The following is a 16973-nucleotide window of genomic DNA, read 5'->3' as shown; positions in this document are numbered from 1 at the left end:
AATCACCTTCCTATTACATCATACTATACTATTTACATATTCTCTTATAATTTTTTCAATCTCTAAAATTCTTTCAATGCTTAAATTATATTCGACTTTGTGATTTCTCATAGCATGTTTAACAATTTGAGGAATGTCTAAGAAAGATATCTTCCCTTCTAAAAATAACCTAACTGCTTCTTCATTAGCACTATTTAATACCAAAGGCATTGAACCTCCAATCTTTCCTGCTTCATAACCTAATTTTAAACATTCAAAAGTTTCATAATCCACTTCTTCAAAAGTTAAAGCAGAAATAGTTTTAAAATCTAAATAGTTACAAATTCCCTTTGTACGTTTTGGGTATTCTAAAGCATACTTAATAGGAATTTTCATATCCGTAGGACCTAACTGGGCAATAATAGAACCATCAATATATTCTACCATCGAATGTATTATGCTTTGTGGATGAATTATTACGTCAATTTTATCATAATCTATATCAAAAAGCCAATGAGCTTCTATCACTTCTAATGCTTTATTCATTAAAGTAGCTGAATCTACTGAAATCTTTTTTCCCATATTCCAACGAGGGTGCTTTATTGCCATTTCAGGTGTAACATTAATTAATTCTGACTTTTTCTTACCTCTAAAAGGACCTCCTGAAGCAGTTAAAATAATTCGCCTTATTGATTTTTGGTCATTATCATCTATACATTGATATATTGCACTATGTTCACTATCTACAGGTATTATTTCACTATTACTCTTTTTTAACTCTTTTTTAATTATTTCACCTGCGACTACCATTGTTTCCTTATTAGCTAATGCAATCCTTTTTCCTGCTCTTATAGCTTGAATTGTAGGTCTTAATCCTATCATCCCTACAACAGAAGTTAATACAATATCTACTTCTTTTAATGTTACAACATATTCCATGCCTTCTAAAGAAGTTAATACTTTTATACCCATATTACAGAGCTTATCTTCCAAGTATTTCTTTTTTTCTTCATCCATTATTACAACATATTTAGGTTTAAATTCTTTTGCTTGTTTTACAAGAAGTTCTACATTACTTTTTGCTGTAATTGCTATAACTTTATATTCATCCTTCATGTGTCTTACTACTTCTAATGCTTGAGTCCCTATAGAGCCAGTTGAACCTAATATGCATAATCCCTTCATTTAGAATATACCCCTTTCGAAAATAAATTATCCTTCGTAAAAATCTCTAAAGATAATAAATACAAAATAGGTGAAACAAATATACCTATCCAACCAAATATTATCCATCCAAAATAAAGAACTAAAATTATAGCTAAAGGACTTATTTTAAGTTTCATATTTATCAATTTCACCTCTAAAATTTGTCTTATCATAATATTTATTACATATGTCAAAATTAATCCTATGGCTAATATTTTTTCATTCAAAATAAACTTATAAATTATTAATGGAATAAAAAATAAAGCTGGTCCTAAAATAGGTAATATATCTAAAACACCACAAAAAAACCCATATAAAAATGCTTCTTTAAAACCTAATAAATGAAAACAAACTGTCATAAAAAACAAAGATATAACTACTAATTGCAGTTGAATAAAAATCATACTCTTTAAATATATATAAGTTTTATAAAACGCTATTTGTAAATCATCTGGCATAAAAGTTTTTAAATATTCTTTTATTTTTTCAAAATCATAATTTATTATAAAAGATATTAAAATTATCAAAAAAACATTTGCAAAACTATTCAGAGCAGTTAAAACTAAGTTTAATATTTTATCTTTAAACATATCTAATGTTACCTTGATATAATTTATAACATTACCCAAATTAATAGCATTATTAAACTTTTCATTCAAAATTTGAAAGTTACTTGCATAATAAGAAAAATCATTTGACAAATTTACAACTACTTCATAAACATAACTTACCAAAAATTTTATAACAAAAAACATTAATAAAATAAAAATACTATAAACTAAAACGATGGCTGTTGTCTTATTAACATTTAACTTCCTTAAAATTTCTATGAAGGGCTGTAATAATAATGAAATAAAAATTGCAAACAATAAATGACCAAAATAAATAGAACAAACCTTTAAAAATAAAATTATAATACCTAAAAATATTACTTTACTTCGTATACTATTATTGAACACCTGCATATAATCGCCCTAAAAAATTACTTTTTCTATATAATAATATACTATTGGTGCAATAAAGAGTATGCTATCAAATCTATCTAGAATTCCCCCATGTCCTGGCATTATATTTCCATAATCTTTAATTCCAACATATCGTTTTATAAGTGAAGCAGATAAATCCCCTATTTGAGATATGATTCCTCCTAAAATTCCTAGAATTATCATATATAATAAATTAAGCTTTAAATCATTATTAAGCCAACACCAAATCAAAACTCCTAATATACTTCCTACAATTCCTCCAATAGACCCCTCCACTGTTTTTTTAGGGCTTACTTCTGGACATAATTTATGTTTTCCTAAAAAACTGCCTGAATAATAAGCTAAAGTATCACATGCCCATGCTATTATATATATTAACCAAATAAATTTATGCCCATTAGTTCCCATTCTAACATAAATTAACATATTAAAGAAAACAATTATGTATACAATTCCAATACACGTTAATGCTGAAGAAATAACATTATATTCTTTATTAAAAATAGGAATTGCCATACTTATTAAAACTGCTAATACTATCAACAATAAGTCCTTTTCAGGTCCTTGATTTGTAAAAATAAAAATTAAATTTAAAAAATAAATTGCAATAAAAACAGGAACTATAATTTTATAATTGGTATTTTTATAAGCATTTACATATTCATAAAGTGCTAATAAAGTTAAAGCTGAAACCCCTAGTTTAAAAATTATTCCTCCATAAATAGTAAAAACAATTAAAAGAGGAAGAGCAATTAAAGCACTAATAACTCTTTTACTCATAACATCACCTTCTTTTATTTTATTCCACCAAATCTTCTATCTCTCATCTGATAATCTTTAATAGCTTGTATTAAATGTTTACTAGTAAAATCTGGCCATAAAACATCAGAAAACCATAACTCTGCATAAGCTATTTGCCATAACAAAAAATTGCTAATTCTAAGTTCCCCACTTGGTCTTATCAAAAGATCAGGATCAGGCATTTTAGATGTATCTAAATAACTTGATATCAATTCTTCATTTATATCATTTATATTTAATTTTCCTTCTTTTACATCCTTTACTATATTTACTATTCCTCTTTTAATTTCATCCCTTCCACCATAATTCAATGCTAAGTTTAACATAAGCCCCGTATTATTTTTTGTAATTTCTTTGGCTCTAATCAATTCTGCTTGACACATACTAGGTAGCTTCGATATATCTCCGATCCAATTTATTATGACATTATTTTTATTTAATTCATCTACTTCACCCCTTAAATATTCAACTAATAAATTCATTAATGCATTAACTTCTTCCTTCGGTCTTTTCCAGTTTTCAGTTGAAAAAGCATATAAAGTTAGATATTTTACTCCAAGTTTTGAACAAGTTTTTACTATTTCTCTAATAGTTTCTACCCCAGCTCTATGTCCCATCGTCCTTGGCAAATTCCTTCTTTTTGCCCATCGCCCATTTCCATCCATTATAATAGCTATATGCTGAGGTATGTTAGACATATCTATGTCAATATTATCACTCTCATCTTTTTTTCTTAATTTATTTAATATCCATTCCATAAATTCTAAACCTCCTAATGCAAAAATCCCCCTCTATATGAGGGGATTTAAAAATAAGAAACATAAATAATAAATTCATCATCTTTTTCTTCTATTTTTATTACCTTTTTTTCTTCTCCTAATTTCTTTCCTTTTGGAGAAAGTAAATAACATATTCTATATTTTACATTATGCTTTTTAAGCATCTCTTCAACCTTTTCCAAGTCAAACCCCAAAAATTTTCTTACATCCATTATACAGTCATTATCTCCTTTTCCTTAGCTTCTACAAGTTTATCAATTTCCTTAATAAAATTATCAGTTAACTTTTGAATTTCATCCTCTGCTCTTTTTATCTCGTCTTCAGATATTCCTTCTTTCTTAAGGGCTTTTACTTTTTCATTAGCATCTCTACGAATTGATCTTATTGCAACTTTTGCATCTTCTCCTTGTTTTTTAACAACCTTAACTAAGTTTTTTCTTGTTTCTTCTGTTAATTCCGGAAGAACTATTCTTACAACATTACCATCTGAAATAGGATTTACGCCAAGATCTGACTTTTGAATTGCTTTTTCTATATTTTTTACAACATTCTTATCCCAAGGTTGAATTAATAACATCCTTGGTTCTGGAACAGTTATTGTAGCTAACGCAGATATGTGAGTTGGAGTGCCATAATAATCTACAGTGATCTTATCTAACATAGCTGGATTTGCTCTTCCTGCTTTTAAACTTTGAAGTTCATGCTTTAATACTTCTAAAGTTTTTTTCATTTTTTCCTCATGAGATTTTATAATATCTTTAATCATATTTTAAACCTCCTTATTAATTTGACACTATAGTTCCTACTGGTTCTCCAAAAATTGCTTTTTTTATGTTGCCTGGTGTATCCAAGCCAAAAACAATAATTGGTATATTGTTATCTTTACATAATGAAGTCGCTGTAGAATCCATAACTTTTAAATTTTTCTCTAAAACCTCTTGAAAAGTTAGTTTTTCAAATTTTTTAGCATTAGGATTTAAATTTGGATCAGAATCGTATACTCCATCTACTTTCTTAGCTAGCAATATAACTTCTGCACAAATTTCCGCAGCTCTTAATGCTGCAGCCGTATCTGTTGAAAAATAAGGATTGCCAGTTCCACCTGCAAATATAACTACTCTACCTTTTTCTAGATGCCTTATTGCTTTTCTTCTTATAAAAGGTTCAGCAATTTCCCTCATTTCTATGGCAGTTTGAACCCTCGTAACAACTCCCATATTTTCAAGAATATTTTGTAACGCCATCGCGTTAATGCATGTAGCTAACATTCCCATATAATCCGCTGTAGTCCTATCCATACCTATACCATTTCTACCTCTCCATATATTTCCCCCACCAACTACAGCTCCAACTTGAACACCCATTTCCACAAGTTCTTTAATTTCAGAGGCTATTCTTTTTACTACTTCAAAATCAAAACCATACCCAGTTTTACCTGCTAATGCTTCACCACTTAATTTGAGCATTACTCTTTTATATTTAGGTGTATTCATAAATTTACCTCCAATAGAATAATTCTATATAATTATACAAAATCCTTCTTTTTCAAAAAAAGAGAACACAATCGTGTTCTCTTTTTTACATTCTAACCTGTTTCATAACTTCCTCTGCAAAATTTTCTTCTTTCTTTTCTATTCCTTCACCTTTTTCAAATCTTGTGAATTTTACAACTGATATTTCACTACCTGCTTCTTTAGACTTATCTTCAAGATATTTCTTTATAGTTAAATCTTGATCTTTTATCCAAAGCTGTTCAAGCAAGCAAACTTCCTTGAAATATTTTTGTAATCTACCTTCAACCATTTTTTCAATAACTTTTTCAGGCTTACCTTCATTTAATGCTTGTTGTCTATATATTTCTTTTTCTTTTTCAATAACATCACTTGGAACATCTTCTCTAGTTAAATATAAAGGATTTGCAGCTGCTATTTGTAAAGCAAGTTCTTTAGCAACTTCTCTTAATATATTTTCATTTTTTCCATTTAATTGAACCATAACTGCTATTCTTCCGCCACCATGAATATAATCAGTTATAACTCCTTCATTTGCTACGAATCTTTCAAATCTTCTAAAAGTCATATTTTCTCCAAGCTTTGCTATAAGAGCTGTTATAGCATCCTTAACTGTTACACTATTATCTGCAATAAAGCTTTCATTTAAGACTTCTTCTACTGTATTAGCATTTGAAAAAGCAACATGTTTTGCTATATTCTTAGCTAATGCAACGAAATCAGCATTTTGAGCCACAAAGTCTGTTTCACAGTTTAATTCAATAATAGCTCCTCTTTTTCCATCGTCTGTTATATATGTTTCAACTAATCCTTCAGCAGCTATCCTTCCAGCCTTTTTTGCTGCTGCTGCTAATCCCTTTTCTCTTAATATTTCTATAGCTTTTTCCATATCTCCATTAGCTTCAGTAAGAGCTTTTTTACAATCCATCATACCAGCGCCAGTTCTCTCTCTAAGTTCACTAACCATTTTAGCGGTTATTTGCATATATATTCCTCCTTATGTAATGAATTCTTAACAATTATGTTAAAGGTAAGGGAATTTCCCTTACCTTGTTTATTCAGTCATTTGTTCTCCTTGTTTACCTTCTATTACTGCATCAGCTATCTTAGATGTAATTAGTTTAACCGCTCTAATTGCATCGTCATTACCTGGAATTACATAATCAACATCATCTGGATCGCAGTTAGTATCCACAATTGCTACAACTGGTATACCTAAAATTTTAGCTTCTGCAACCGCATTTTTTTCTTTTCTTGGGTCAACTATAAATAAAATATCTGGAAGTTTTTTCATATTTTTGATTCCGCCAAGATTCTTTTCAAGCTTTTCTTTTTCATGTCTTAACTTCATAACTTCCTTCTTTGGAAGTAATGCAAATGTTCCATCTTGTTCCATTCTTTCGAGCTCTTCTAATCTTTCAATTCTTGTTTTAATAGTCTTAAAGTTTGTAAGCATTCCACCAAGCCATCTTTGATTAACGTAATGCATTCCACATCTTGTTGCTTCTTCTTTGATAGAATCTTGAGCTTGCTTTTTAGTTCCTACAAAAAGTATTTCCTTTCCTTCAGCTGCAGCCTGTTTTACAAATTCGTAAGCTTCTTCCATCTTTTTAACAGTCTTTTGTAGGTCAATGATATAAATACCATTTCTTTCTGTAAAAATATACTGTGCCATCTTTGGATTCCATCTTCTTGTTTGATGTCCAAAGTGCACTCCTGCTTCTAATAATTGTTTCATTGAAATTACTGACATTTAATACACCTCCATTTGGTTATTCCGCCGCCATTCTCATTTTCTTAAAAGGCCTTCACGGCACCCTTTTAAAAATCGAATGGCGTGAGTAATTATTACCTTATGTAGTATAACATATATTTTAAAAATTGACAACATGAATATAATCATTTCTACAAATTTTATTTGAAAATTAATATAAGGGCCTTAAAATCAATATCTAAGGCCCTTTAAAAATCTGATTATTTCCTCCATCGTCAAAACTTCAATATCTATATAATTTTCCTTTTCTGAAATTTGTCCTAAACTATGAGCATCAGAATTTTTTATGAAAATATAATTATTTTTTAAAATTTTATCATCTATTAATTTATTCAATCTTTTAAGATTTGTATATTCAACTGTTTTTATATCTAAGTAATCTGGTATAAATCCTAGATTAGCTATTACACTATAAGAATCTTTATCTACATGTGCAGGAATTAATATACCACCTAATTCTCTCACTCTATAAAAAACTTCATCAATTGTTAAATCCACAGAATTTAAAAGAAGTTTTTCTTCTATGCCTATTACTTCATCATATTCATTATATATAATTTGATTTCCAAATATATCAGGTTTATTTCTTATATCTGGAAGTTTACTATATACATACTCATCGAATAAAATTGCAGAATCTAAATTGTTAAAAAGACATATCACGTGAGTCTCCTCTTTTGTTTGAAGTTCCATACCTGGAATAACTAAAATACCTTCCCTTTTTCCAACTTTTATACAAGCTTCAACATTTTTGCAAGTATTATGATCTGTTACAGCAATAACATTTAAATCTTTAATTTTAGCCATATTAACTATGTTATTAGGTGTCATGTCATCATCCGAACATGGAGACAACCCAGAATGTATGTGAAAATCATAATATACCTTCATAATTATACACCTAACTTATTAAGTTCAACACATATTTCATATGCATTTAAATTGGATTGCAAAATTGGTATATTTTCCTCATTAGCCTTGGTTAATGTTGTCTCTTCTACACTTATATTTTCAGGTATAATAATACACGAAAACTCCAAAAGTGAAGCTACTGCTACAATATTAGGATGAATTTGAACTGTGATCCAAACATTATTTTTCTTCCCATGAGACATAACCCAGCTCAAAAGATCACAAGTATATACTCCATTAGCCTCTCTATTTAACCCTTTTTCTCCAGCCAAAACTCTTAATTTTAATGCATCTACTATATCTTTAACTTTCATCTTTTTTACCTCCATTGCTTATAAATTTACAATCTTCAATACATGCAAGCCCCTTAGCAACATCTTCGGCAAATGCTTTACAGGAAGGAGAACCACAAAGGCCGCAGTCTGTTCCAGGAAGCATATTTATTATATTATTCATATTTTTTATCATTTCAACGGCACTTTTAAAATCTGAAGATAATTTTAATGTTTTATCTTCTCTATCTTTATTATTTATTAGCTTATTTTTTATATTATTAAAATCAAACACTTTATACGTAAAGTCTATTTTATTTATAATCATCTTTGTTATTCTTTCTGCATTATACGGATTTTCCACAAGCAGAAGTCCTCCAACACAACCATTGGAACATGCAAGAACCTCAATGTAATCAATATCATCTAATCTTCCTGTTTCAACATCATTTAAAACCTTTATTACATTTTTTATTCCGTCAACTGATATAGAATTTTCTACATCTATTGCTTTACACTGTCCTCCAGAATATGACCATAAAAGTCCTGTCTTAGAAATATAATAGTTTACATTAGTATCTCTATGCTTTATATATTTTAACATTTTAGAATATATATCACTTATTGGAATAGCACCATTAATCTTTATATTTTCATTATTAGATAATTCCTTAATTTTTGTAACCCAACTTGGACATGGAGTTAAGAAAAAAACTCCTATATCTTCATTTTTTAAGCCTTGTTTTTGATACTTTTCTCTAATTAAAAATGCTGAAATTTCAATAGGTGTTAATATTTTTACTAAATGACTTATAAGGCTAGGATAAGCAGTCTCTATAAGCCTTATAACAGTTGGACATAATGTTGAAATAGCTGGTTTAACTACGTTTTCTATATCCTTTTTTAATATTTCTGCTGCAATATCGCAAGCAAATGTTATATCAAATACTTCATCAAATCCAAGCTTTAACAATGCTTCATTTACATCACAAGGAAGTACTTTAGAGCCAAATTGAGAATATAAAGTAACCGAAGGAATTACAACTTTTTTCTTATACTTTGATAAATCATCTAATGAATCCTTAACAGCCACATGTGCTCCATATGGACATATTTTTATACATTCCCCACAATCTATACATTTTTCATTATAGATAACTGCTTTTCCATTTTTTACCCTAATAGCTTCAACAGGACAATTCATTAAACATTTAGTACATCCTATACATTTTTCAGATATTAATGAAACTGAATGAAATAGTTGTTTCATAACAATCACCTTAGTCAAAATAAATTATTATCTTTAGCTTGGTATATTTACCTACTTCAGATGTTATATAGAATTCATCACTACTCCTTTTTATATTTGGAAGTCCCATTCCTCCCCCAAACCCCATTTCACGAGCAATCTCTGATGCAGTAGAATAACCTTCTTGCATCGCAAGTTCAATATCTGGAATACCTGGACCATTATCATAAGCTATAATTTCAATTCTATCATTATAAATTTTAGCCTGTATGTATCCTCCGACACTATGTATAACTATATTCATTTCAGCTTCATAACATGCAACACAAATTCTTTTTACAACATCGCTACGTATTCCAAGTTGATTTAAAAGCTTTTTTAAATTACTTGAAGCCTCTCCGCCTCTTATAAAATCTCCACTGATAACATCATATTTTACAGAAAGTAATTCCTCCATTAGCACATATCAGCTCCTTTTATTCCATTGCAATATAATATTCCACAAGTTGTAAACATAGTATATGATGTAGCTAAAAGACATATCCCTTTCTCTTTTGCAAACTGTATAACATTATTATCTGGTTTTTTGTTCCTAACAAATATAATACACTTTATATCAAGCATCTCTGCCGTTCTTATGGTCTGAATATTAGTAAGCCCTGTAATCAATATGGTTTCTTTACAACTTAAAGCCAAAACATCACTCATTAAATCACTTGCAAAAGCACTAAAAGTTTCCATACATAACATATCTTCATTACATAAAACTTCAGCGTTAAGCAAATCTTTAATCATGCTTAATTGCATATCCATATTCCCCCGCTATAAATTCTATTCTAATATTATAATTTTTTTGAATATTTTTCAATAAATTTTACTAAAATAAAAAAGGCACCTTTATAGTGCCCATTTTATTTTATTAACATTTTTGTTACTCTATCAAGTATTCCATTAATATATGCTATTGCTATTCCATAATTAGTTATCGGAACTCCTTGTTCTTTTGCTCTTATTATTCGAGTCATCATTTGCTTTCTATTAAACATACATGCTCCACAATGAATTATAAGTTTATAAGATGTTAAATCTTCAGGAAAATCAACACCAGCAATGACTTTAATATCAAGTTTAGCTCCTGTCCTTTGTTTCAACCAATTTGGCAGTTTTTCGCGTCCAATGTCTCCTTCAAGCGGATGATGAGTGCAAGCCTCAGCAATAAGAACTCTATCTCCATCTTTTAAATTATCTATTGTTTTCGCACCTTCTATCAATATATTAAGATCACCTTTATATTTTGCCATTAAAATAGAAAACGATGTTAAAGGAATATCTTCTTCTAGTGTCTCATTTACTTTCTTAAACACTTGTGAATCAGTTATAACTAAATCTGGTTTTCTATTTAAAGAATTTAATATATCCTCTAACTCGCTATCCTTTACAACTAACGCAACTCCATCATTATCTAGTATATCCCTTATTACTTGAACTTGAGGAAGTATAAGTCTTCCTTTAGGAGCCTGAATATCTTGTGGAGCTACTAAAACAACTAAGTTCTTGGCTTTTACAATATCTCCTACTATAGTCTTTTTTTCAAAATCCTCAGGTGCATATTTCTGAATAGCTTCTTTAAGTCTACCTATATTCATTTTCAATTTTGCGCTTATCTTTACAAAAGGAATATCAAAATATTTTTTTAATTTATTCTCATCTATATCTTGTATATCTATCTTATTTATTACACCAATAGTAGGTATTTTTTTATCTTTCAAAGCGTTAAACCATTCTTGTTCTATAGAAAAATCCGTATTTTCAGGATCAAATACAAGCAATGCAAGATCTGTCTTATCTAAAACTTCCTTTGTTTTTTTTACTCTAAGTTCACCAACTTCTCCTTCGTCATCTATTCCTGCAGTATCTATTATTACAACAGGTCCTATAGGCAACAGTTCCATAGCTTTATAAACTGGATCTGTAGTTGTACCTGCATAATCTGAAACAAGAGCAATTTCTTGACCTGTTAAAGCATTTATAAGGCTTGACTTTCCTGCATTTCTTCTACCAAATATTGCAATATGAAGTCTATTCGCCTTTGGAGTATCTATCATAAAAATCCTCCTTAAAATCTTAAATCTCTTTCTCCTTGTTCTATTCTTTTAAGCATATTTATTGTCAATTGTCTTACTTTTTCATTAGGAATTGCTTTAAGTTCTCTTTTTATAATTTCATCACCTAATTTTTTTGCCTCTTCATCACCATAATCAATCAAAAATTCTTTTAAAGTAATTAATGCATTAGGTTGGCAAATATTGTTTATTTGACCTGTTTTAGCAAGGCGCATAAATCTATCTCCTGTTCTTCCTTCTCTATAACATGCTGTGCAATAGCTAGGTATATATCCTCCCCTCATTAAGCTCTTTATGATCTCAAGAGGTGAACGATGATCTTCTACTTGAAATTGAGGTTTTTCATCTGCATTATGTTGTTTTTTATAATGTTCAACATATCCGCCAACTCCTGTACATGAGCCAGCACTTATTTGTGAAATACCAAGAGCAATTACCTCATCTCTAAACTTTGGTTCCTCTCTTGTAGATAAAATCATTCCTGTATAAGGAAGCGCCAATCTTAAAACTGCTACAATCTTTTTAAAATCTTCATCAGATACTAAATAAGGAAATTTATTTAAATCAACTCCTTCAGCCTTTTTTAGCCTTGGAACAGAAACCGTATGAGGTCCTACTCCAAATTTATTTTCTAGGTATTTTGCATGAATAAGCATTGCAACTGTTTCATACTTAAAATCATAAAGTCCATACAAAACTCCAAGACCTACATCATCAATTCCTGCTTCCATTGCTCTATCCATTGCAGTTGTATGATAATCATAATTATGTTTAGGTCCTTTTTTATGCATTTTTTCGTAAGTTTCTTTATGGTAAGTTTCCTGAAATAATATATATGTTCCAATACCTGCTTCTTTAAGTTTTTTATAATTCTCAACACTTGTTGCTGCTATATTTACATTTATTCTTCTTATACTTCCATTGTCAAATTTTATAGAATATATTGTTTTTATGCAATCTAAAATATACTCTATAGGACAATTTTGGGGATCTTCACCTGCTTCAAGAGCAAGTCTTTTATGTCCAAGAGATTCCAAAACTTTAACTTCTTCTATAAGCTCATCCATGGTCAATTTCCTTCTTTTAAAACTACAGTTTGAATATTTATATCCGCAATATTCACATTCATTTACACAATAATTACTTACATACAAAGGGGCAAATAACACTATTCTTCTTCCATATATCTTTTCTTTTATATACTTTGCAAGCTTAAAAATCTTATTTAAATATCCCGTATCATTGACATTAAGCAATACCGCAGCTTCTAATGGTTCAAGCCCCTTTGCTTTTTCAGCTTTCTCTAATATTTTAACTACATATTCTTTATTTTTTGCCTTTATTTTAGCTTCACTTAATATATCAAATATTTCTCTATCATTTATAAATGTTTGTCTTACTGTTTCCATAATTATACCTCCTATAAAATAAGAGCATCTCCCTTATCATTTGATATCTCTAAATTTAAACCTTTTAAGTATATTTCTAATTCCTGTCTTTCTTGCTTTATGCTTTTTTTGTCTTCTAAAGTTTTAGGGTATATTTCATACAGTTTTCTATAGTTATATGGTTCAATTTTTTGCATAATAACATTAGCTCCTGCAAAAAAAGCTTTATCTCTATATTTTTTATCCAAAACTCCAAGTGCAGTTGTTGCTGGAAGATGAACCCTTTTTAAAAGAATTCTAGAAAGAGCTATAACTTTTACAGTTAAAAATGCACTTCCTGGTTTTTCACTCCCAAGTGGAGTACCTTTATGAGGAATAAATGGTCCTATTCCAGCCATGTCAACATCTAATTCCTTAAGAAGCATTATATCTTTTGCAATGGTTCTAAGAGTCTGTCCAGGAAGTCCAATTATAAAACCACTACCTAGCTGATATCCTAGTTGTTTTAGATTTTTTAAACAACTCATTCTATTATTAAAAGTAGAATGTGGATGTAAATTATTGTATAATAACTCATCTGCTGTTTCATGTTTCATTAAAAATCTATCCGCTCCTACTTCTTTTAAATATTTATAATCTTCAAATTTTCTTTCTCCTATACTTAAAGTTATTGAAATATCAGCATATTCTTTTATAGACTTAATTATATCTCCTAATATTTCCTTAGTATAATACAAATCTTCCCCAGATTGAAGAACTAAAGTTTTATACCCAGCATCAATAGCTTCTTTAGCACAATTTATAATTTCTTCCTTACTCATTCGATATCTTATAAGTTTATCATTGCTACACCTTAAACCACAGTATTTGCAATTTGCTCTGCAATAATTCGAAAATTCAATTATACCTCTTATATGAATTGAATTTCCAAAATATAACTTTTTAATATCATCAGCAATCTTAAATAAAATCTCTGCATCTTCTTCATTTAAAGACAATATATTTTCTATTTCACTTAAAGTTGGAACATAACCTTCAGCAATTCTATACAATAACTCTCTCATTTTATCACCTATTTCTTAGTTAATGCTGATTTCACACTAACACCTTTTATTTTTCCTAGTTTCCCTGTAAGTGCACTTATCTCATCTGTTGTTCCATCCACAATTAATGAAATAACAGAAACACCTCTATTTCTATATGGTATACCCATTCTTCCAACAATAATATCACTATATTCATGTAAAATATAATTAACACTGCTCGCTTTTTCTAAATCTTCTATAACTATACCTACAATTCCAAGTCTTTTTTCCACTATAACACCTCCTTACAAAAAAACCTTCCAGCAAAAGCTGGAAGGTATAAATAACCTATTTTACCTTCCCCTCTTGCTTAGAAAAACTCCTTGCAATCGGGTAGTTTAATTCAATCCCCCACAACAGAAAAACTGTTGTAGCGGATATACCTATTAAAATCTATCCCTTTTCACATAATGAGTATGCAATAACTCGTGTGCTTTATGGCTATTTGGTTTTCCTAAGAATTCTTCATATAACTTTATTACATATGGATTTTTATGTGACTTTCTAATTGGCATATCTTTATCTTCATCATATATTGCTGCTGCTCTTTTAGCCTTAACATCAATGCACGCTAACGTTTTTGAATCTACTATTGGCTGTCCTCCTCCTGTTACGCATCCTCCTGGACAAGCCATTACTTCTATAAAATCATAATGTTTTTCTCCGCTCTTTACAACCTCCATAAGCTTTCTAGCATTTCCAAGACCATGTGCAACAGCCACTCTTATTACCTTACCATTTGGTAGGGTAAGTTCTGCTTCCTTTATTCCTTCAGTTCCTCTAACTTGAACATATTCTATTGAATCTAAATCCTGTCCTGAAAGAATATCATAAACCGTTCTTAATGCTGCCTCCATAACTCCACCAGTAGCTCCAAAGATAACACCTGCACCTGTTGATTCTCCAAGTGGATTATCAAATTCTTCATCTGGAAGGTTTACAAAATCTATCCCTGCTTCTTTAATCATCTGTGCAAGTTCTCTTGTAGTTAATACGTAGTCTACATCTTGTATATTTTCATTTGAAAGCTCTTCTCTTTGACTTTCAAACTTTTTAGCAACACATGGCATTATTGAAACAACCACAACATTTTTCTTATCTATGCCAAGTTTTTCAGCTAAATAATGCTTAATTAAAGCTCCTTCCATCTCATGTGGTGATTTACAAGTTGATAAATTATCTATAAGCTCTGGATAAAAATGTTCAACAAATTTAACCCAACCTGGGCAACAACTTGTCATAAGAGGAAGTCTTTCTCCTTTTTCTAGTCTAGACAAGAATTCTGTTCCTTCCTCCATTATAGTTAAATCGGCAGCAAAATCTGTATCAAATACTTTATCAAATCCTAGTCTTCTAAGTGCTGCAACCATCTTACCTGTAACCCTTGTTCCCATCGGCATTCCAAACTCTTCACCGAGTGCTACTCTTACAGCAGGTGCAGTTTGAACTACAACAAACTTTTCTGGATCAGCAAGTGCCTTCCATACATCTTTTATATTTTCCTTCTCAGTTAGAGCACCAACTGGACAAGCCATTATACATTGACCACAATTTACACACACTGTATCTGCTATATCTTTATCAAATGCAGTTGAAATTCTTGTTTTGAATCCTCTTCTTGAAAAATCTATTGCACCTACAGTTTGCACATTTTTACATGTATTTATACATCTTCCGCAAAGCACGCATTTCTCTTGATCTCTTACAAGTGCAGGAGAAGATTGATCTATTTCATAACTTATTCTTTCTCCTTCAAATCTTATATCCCTTATGTTTAATTCCTTTGCTAACCTTTGAAGTTCACAATTTTCACTTCTAACACATGAAGTACACTCTCTCTTATGATTTGATAAAAGAAGTTCTACTACTGTTTTTCTTGCCTCTCTAACTCTTGGAGTATTGGTTTTAATTTCCATTCCATTTTCACATTGTAAAGTACATGAAGCTATAAGCCTTGGACCAACTTCAACTACACAAACCCTACAACTTGAAGTATGACTCACCCCTTTTAAATAACAAAGACTTGGAATATTTATACCTATTTTTCGTGCTGCTTCAATAACTGTCGTTCCTTTAGGCACTTCTACTTCGATTCCATCTATGGTTAACTTTACCATTTCCATTATTGTCTTCACCTCCTATTTCTTAACTATAGCCTTAAATGGACACTTTTCTATACATGCACCACATTTAATACATTTTTCTGGATCAATCTTAAATGGACTCTTAACTTGTCCTGAAATTGCATTTACTGGACACTGTCTTGCGCATAAACCACAACCTTTACACTTTTCTTCAATGATTGTATATTGTAAAAGGGCTTGACATACACCTGCTGGACACTTCTTGTTCACTACGTGCGCAATATATTCATCTCTAAAATATTTAAGCGTTGATAAAACTGGATTAGGTGCTGTCTGTCCTAGTCCACATAACGAAGTTGCTTTAATTTGTTTTCCAAGTTCTTCTAATTTATCTAGATCTTCAAGCGTTCCTTTTCCTTCTACTATTTTATCTAAAATTTCAAGCATTCTCTTAGTTCCTATTCTACAAGGAGTACACTTTCCACAGGATTCATCTCTTGTAAAATCTAGATAGAACCTTGCAACGTCTACCATACAAGTATCTTCGTCCATTACTATCATACCGCCTGATCCCATCATTGAACCTAAAGCTGTTAATGTATCATAATCAATTGGCGTATCCAGATGTTCTGCTGGTATACATCCTCCTGATGGTCCTCCTGTTTGAACAGCTTTAAACTTCTTTCCGTTTGGTATTCCTCCACCTATTTCATATATAACTTCCCTTAATGTTATTCCCATCGGAACTTCAACAAGCCCTGTATTTGTTATCTTTCCACCAAGAGCAAATACCTTCGTCCCTTTGCTCTTTTCTGTTCCTATTG

Annotated in this window: 20 protein-coding genes; all 20 read right to left on the bottom strand. The window is 30.2% G+C overall.

The features are described 5' to 3' along the window. Nucleotides 1-18: 18 nt before the first annotated feature. Nucleotides 19-1164, bottom strand: a complete 1146-nt coding sequence (locus tag C4R78_RS01285; protein WP_103895288.1) for a 1-deoxy-D-xylulose-5-phosphate reductoisomerase — start codon at nt 1162-1164, stop codon at nt 19-21. Beyond that, nucleotides 1161-2150: an AI-2E family transporter gene (locus C4R78_RS01280; RefSeq protein ID WP_103895287.1), complete on the bottom strand. Its 990-nt coding sequence runs from the start codon at nt 2148-2150 to the stop codon at nt 1161-1163. The genes C4R78_RS01285 and C4R78_RS01280 overlap by 4 nt, the downstream gene beginning before the upstream one ends. Before the next feature lie 9 nt (nt 2151-2159). Next, entirely contained in the window at nt 2160-2951 is a 792-nt protein-coding gene (locus C4R78_RS01275; RefSeq protein WP_103895286.1) for a phosphatidate cytidylyltransferase, read from the bottom strand. A 14-nt stretch (nt 2952-2965) separates the two neighbouring features. Continuing rightward, a complete protein-coding gene (locus tag C4R78_RS01270) occupies nt 2966-3730 on the bottom strand; it encodes an isoprenyl transferase (RefSeq protein ID WP_103895285.1) in 765 nt (254 codons plus the stop codon). A 47-nt stretch (nt 3731-3777) separates the two neighbouring features. After that, nucleotides 3778-3933, bottom strand: a complete 156-nt coding sequence (locus C4R78_RS09365) for a hypothetical protein (RefSeq protein WP_159945763.1) — start codon at nt 3931-3933, stop codon at nt 3778-3780. A 29-nt stretch (nt 3934-3962) separates the two neighbouring features. Next, a complete protein-coding gene (gene frr / locus C4R78_RS01260) occupies nt 3963-4517 on the bottom strand; it encodes a ribosome recycling factor (protein ID WP_103895283.1) in 555 nt (184 codons plus the stop codon). Nucleotides 4518-4533: 16 nt separating this feature from the next. Beyond that, a complete protein-coding gene (gene pyrH / locus C4R78_RS01255) occupies nt 4534-5244 on the bottom strand; it encodes a UMP kinase (protein WP_103895282.1) in 711 nt (236 codons plus the stop codon). 85 nt (nt 5245-5329) lie between these two features. Continuing rightward, nucleotides 5330-6247: a translation elongation factor Ts gene (tsf, locus tag C4R78_RS01250; RefSeq protein ID WP_103895281.1), complete on the bottom strand. Its 918-nt coding sequence runs from the start codon at nt 6245-6247 to the stop codon at nt 5330-5332. 69 nt (nt 6248-6316) lie between these two features. Beyond that, nucleotides 6317-7015, bottom strand: coding sequence for a 30S ribosomal protein S2 (gene rpsB / locus C4R78_RS01245; RefSeq protein ID WP_103895280.1), 699 nt, complete (start codon nt 7013-7015; stop codon nt 6317-6319). 192 nt (nt 7016-7207) lie between these two features. Then, the gene (locus C4R78_RS01240; RefSeq protein WP_103895279.1) at nt 7208-7927 is read right to left on the bottom strand and encodes a PHP domain-containing protein; all 720 of its coding nucleotides are present in this window, start codon (nt 7925-7927) and stop codon (nt 7208-7210) included. Nucleotides 7928-7929: 2 nt separating this feature from the next. Further along, a complete protein-coding gene (locus C4R78_RS01235) occupies nt 7930-8262 on the bottom strand; it encodes a DRTGG domain-containing protein (protein WP_103895278.1) in 333 nt (110 codons plus the stop codon). Beyond that, on the bottom strand, nt 8252-9490 hold the full coding sequence (locus C4R78_RS01230; protein ID WP_103895277.1) for a [Fe-Fe] hydrogenase large subunit C-terminal domain-containing protein: 1239 nt from the start codon (nt 9488-9490) through the stop codon (nt 8252-8254). The genes C4R78_RS01235 and C4R78_RS01230 overlap by 11 nt, the downstream gene beginning before the upstream one ends. Nucleotides 9491-9500: 10 nt before the next feature. Beyond that, on the bottom strand, nt 9501-9926 hold the full coding sequence (locus C4R78_RS01225; RefSeq protein WP_103895276.1) for an ATP-binding protein: 426 nt from the start codon (nt 9924-9926) through the stop codon (nt 9501-9503). Next, nucleotides 9926-10282 carry a DRTGG domain-containing protein gene (locus tag C4R78_RS01220; protein ID WP_423236627.1) on the bottom strand — a complete coding sequence of 119 codons (357 nt, stop codon included), beginning with the start codon at nt 10280-10282 and terminating at the stop codon, nt 9926-9928. The genes C4R78_RS01225 and C4R78_RS01220 overlap by 1 nt, the downstream gene beginning before the upstream one ends. A gap of 98 nt (nt 10283-10380) precedes the next feature. Further along, nucleotides 10381-11574 carry a [FeFe] hydrogenase H-cluster maturation GTPase HydF gene (hydF, locus tag C4R78_RS01215; RefSeq protein ID WP_103895275.1) on the bottom strand — a complete coding sequence of 398 codons (1194 nt, stop codon included), beginning with the start codon at nt 11572-11574 and terminating at the stop codon, nt 10381-10383. Between the two features lie 11 nt (nt 11575-11585). Next, nucleotides 11586-13001 carry a [FeFe] hydrogenase H-cluster radical SAM maturase HydG gene (gene hydG / locus C4R78_RS01210; protein ID WP_103895274.1) on the bottom strand — a complete coding sequence of 472 codons (1416 nt, stop codon included), beginning with the start codon at nt 12999-13001 and terminating at the stop codon, nt 11586-11588. An 11-nt stretch (nt 13002-13012) separates the two neighbouring features. Beyond that, the gene (gene hydE / locus C4R78_RS01205; protein WP_103895273.1) at nt 13013-14044 is read right to left on the bottom strand and encodes a [FeFe] hydrogenase H-cluster radical SAM maturase HydE; all 1032 of its coding nucleotides are present in this window, start codon (nt 14042-14044) and stop codon (nt 13013-13015) included. 8 nt (nt 14045-14052) lie between these two features. Further along, nucleotides 14053-14298, bottom strand: coding sequence for a TM1266 family iron-only hydrogenase system putative regulator (locus tag C4R78_RS01200; RefSeq protein WP_103895272.1), 246 nt, complete (start codon nt 14296-14298; stop codon nt 14053-14055). 153 nt (nt 14299-14451) lie between these two features. Next, a complete protein-coding gene (locus C4R78_RS01195; protein ID WP_103895271.1) occupies nt 14452-16188 on the bottom strand; it encodes an NADH-dependent [FeFe] hydrogenase, group A6 in 1737 nt (578 codons plus the stop codon). Nucleotides 16189-16203: 15 nt separating this feature from the next. Beyond that, nucleotides 16204-16973: NADH-ubiquinone oxidoreductase-F iron-sulfur binding region domain-containing protein (locus C4R78_RS01190; protein WP_146057654.1), on the bottom strand; the 770-nt coding region annotated here is incomplete at its 5' end.

Source organism: Caloramator fervidus, from assembly GCF_900108045.1.
GTDB classification, from domain to species: domain Bacteria; phylum Bacillota; class Clostridia; order Clostridiales; family Caloramatoraceae; genus Caloramator; species Caloramator fervidus.
This window is presented reverse-complemented; position numbering and strand designations above follow the sequence as displayed.

Coding starts and splice junctions, on each gene's coding strand:
- C4R78_RS01225 (WP_103895276.1), bottom strand. CDS start 9,926: ATGGAGGAATTACTTTCTGTAAAATATGATGTTATCAGTGGAGATTTT.
- hydF (WP_103895275.1), bottom strand. CDS start 11,574: ATGATAGATACTCCAAAGGCGAATAGACTTCATATTGCAATATTTGGT.
- C4R78_RS01280 (WP_103895287.1), bottom strand. CDS start 2,150: ATGCAGGTGTTCAATAATAGTATACGAAGTAAAGTAATATTTTTAGGT.
- pyrH (WP_103895282.1), bottom strand. CDS start 5,244: ATGAATACACCTAAATATAAAAGAGTAATGCTCAAATTAAGTGGTGAA.
- C4R78_RS01270 (WP_103895285.1), bottom strand. CDS start 3,730: ATGGAATGGATATTAAATAAATTAAGAAAAAAAGATGAGAGTGATAAT.
- tsf (WP_103895281.1), bottom strand. CDS start 6,247: ATGCAAATAACCGCTAAAATGGTTAGTGAACTTAGAGAGAGAACTGGC.
- C4R78_RS01195 (WP_103895271.1), bottom strand. CDS start 16,188: ATGGAAATGGTAAAGTTAACCATAGATGGAATCGAAGTAGAAGTGCCT.
- C4R78_RS01240 (WP_103895279.1), bottom strand. CDS start 7,927: ATGAAGGTATATTATGATTTTCACATACATTCTGGGTTGTCTCCATGT.
- C4R78_RS01285 (WP_103895288.1), bottom strand. CDS start 1,164: ATGAAGGGATTATGCATATTAGGTTCAACTGGCTCTATAGGGACTCAA.
- C4R78_RS01220 (WP_423236627.1), bottom strand. CDS start 10,282: ATGGATATGCAATTAAGCATGATTAAAGATTTGCTTAACGCTGAAGTT.
- rpsB (WP_103895280.1), bottom strand. CDS start 7,015: ATGTCAGTAATTTCAATGAAACAATTATTAGAAGCAGGAGTGCACTTT.
- C4R78_RS01235 (WP_103895278.1), bottom strand. CDS start 8,262: ATGAAAGTTAAAGATATAGTAGATGCATTAAAATTAAGAGTTTTGGCT.
- frr (WP_103895283.1), bottom strand. CDS start 4,517: ATGATTAAAGATATTATAAAATCTCATGAGGAAAAAATGAAAAAAACT.
- C4R78_RS01275 (WP_103895286.1), bottom strand. CDS start 2,951: ATGAGTAAAAGAGTTATTAGTGCTTTAATTGCTCTTCCTCTTTTAATT.
- hydE (WP_103895273.1), bottom strand. CDS start 14,044: ATGAGAGAGTTATTGTATAGAATTGCTGAAGGTTATGTTCCAACTTTA.
- hydG (WP_103895274.1), bottom strand. CDS start 13,001: ATGGAAACAGTAAGACAAACATTTATAAATGATAGAGAAATATTTGAT.
- C4R78_RS01230 (WP_103895277.1), bottom strand. CDS start 9,490: ATGAAACAACTATTTCATTCAGTTTCATTAATATCTGAAAAATGTATA.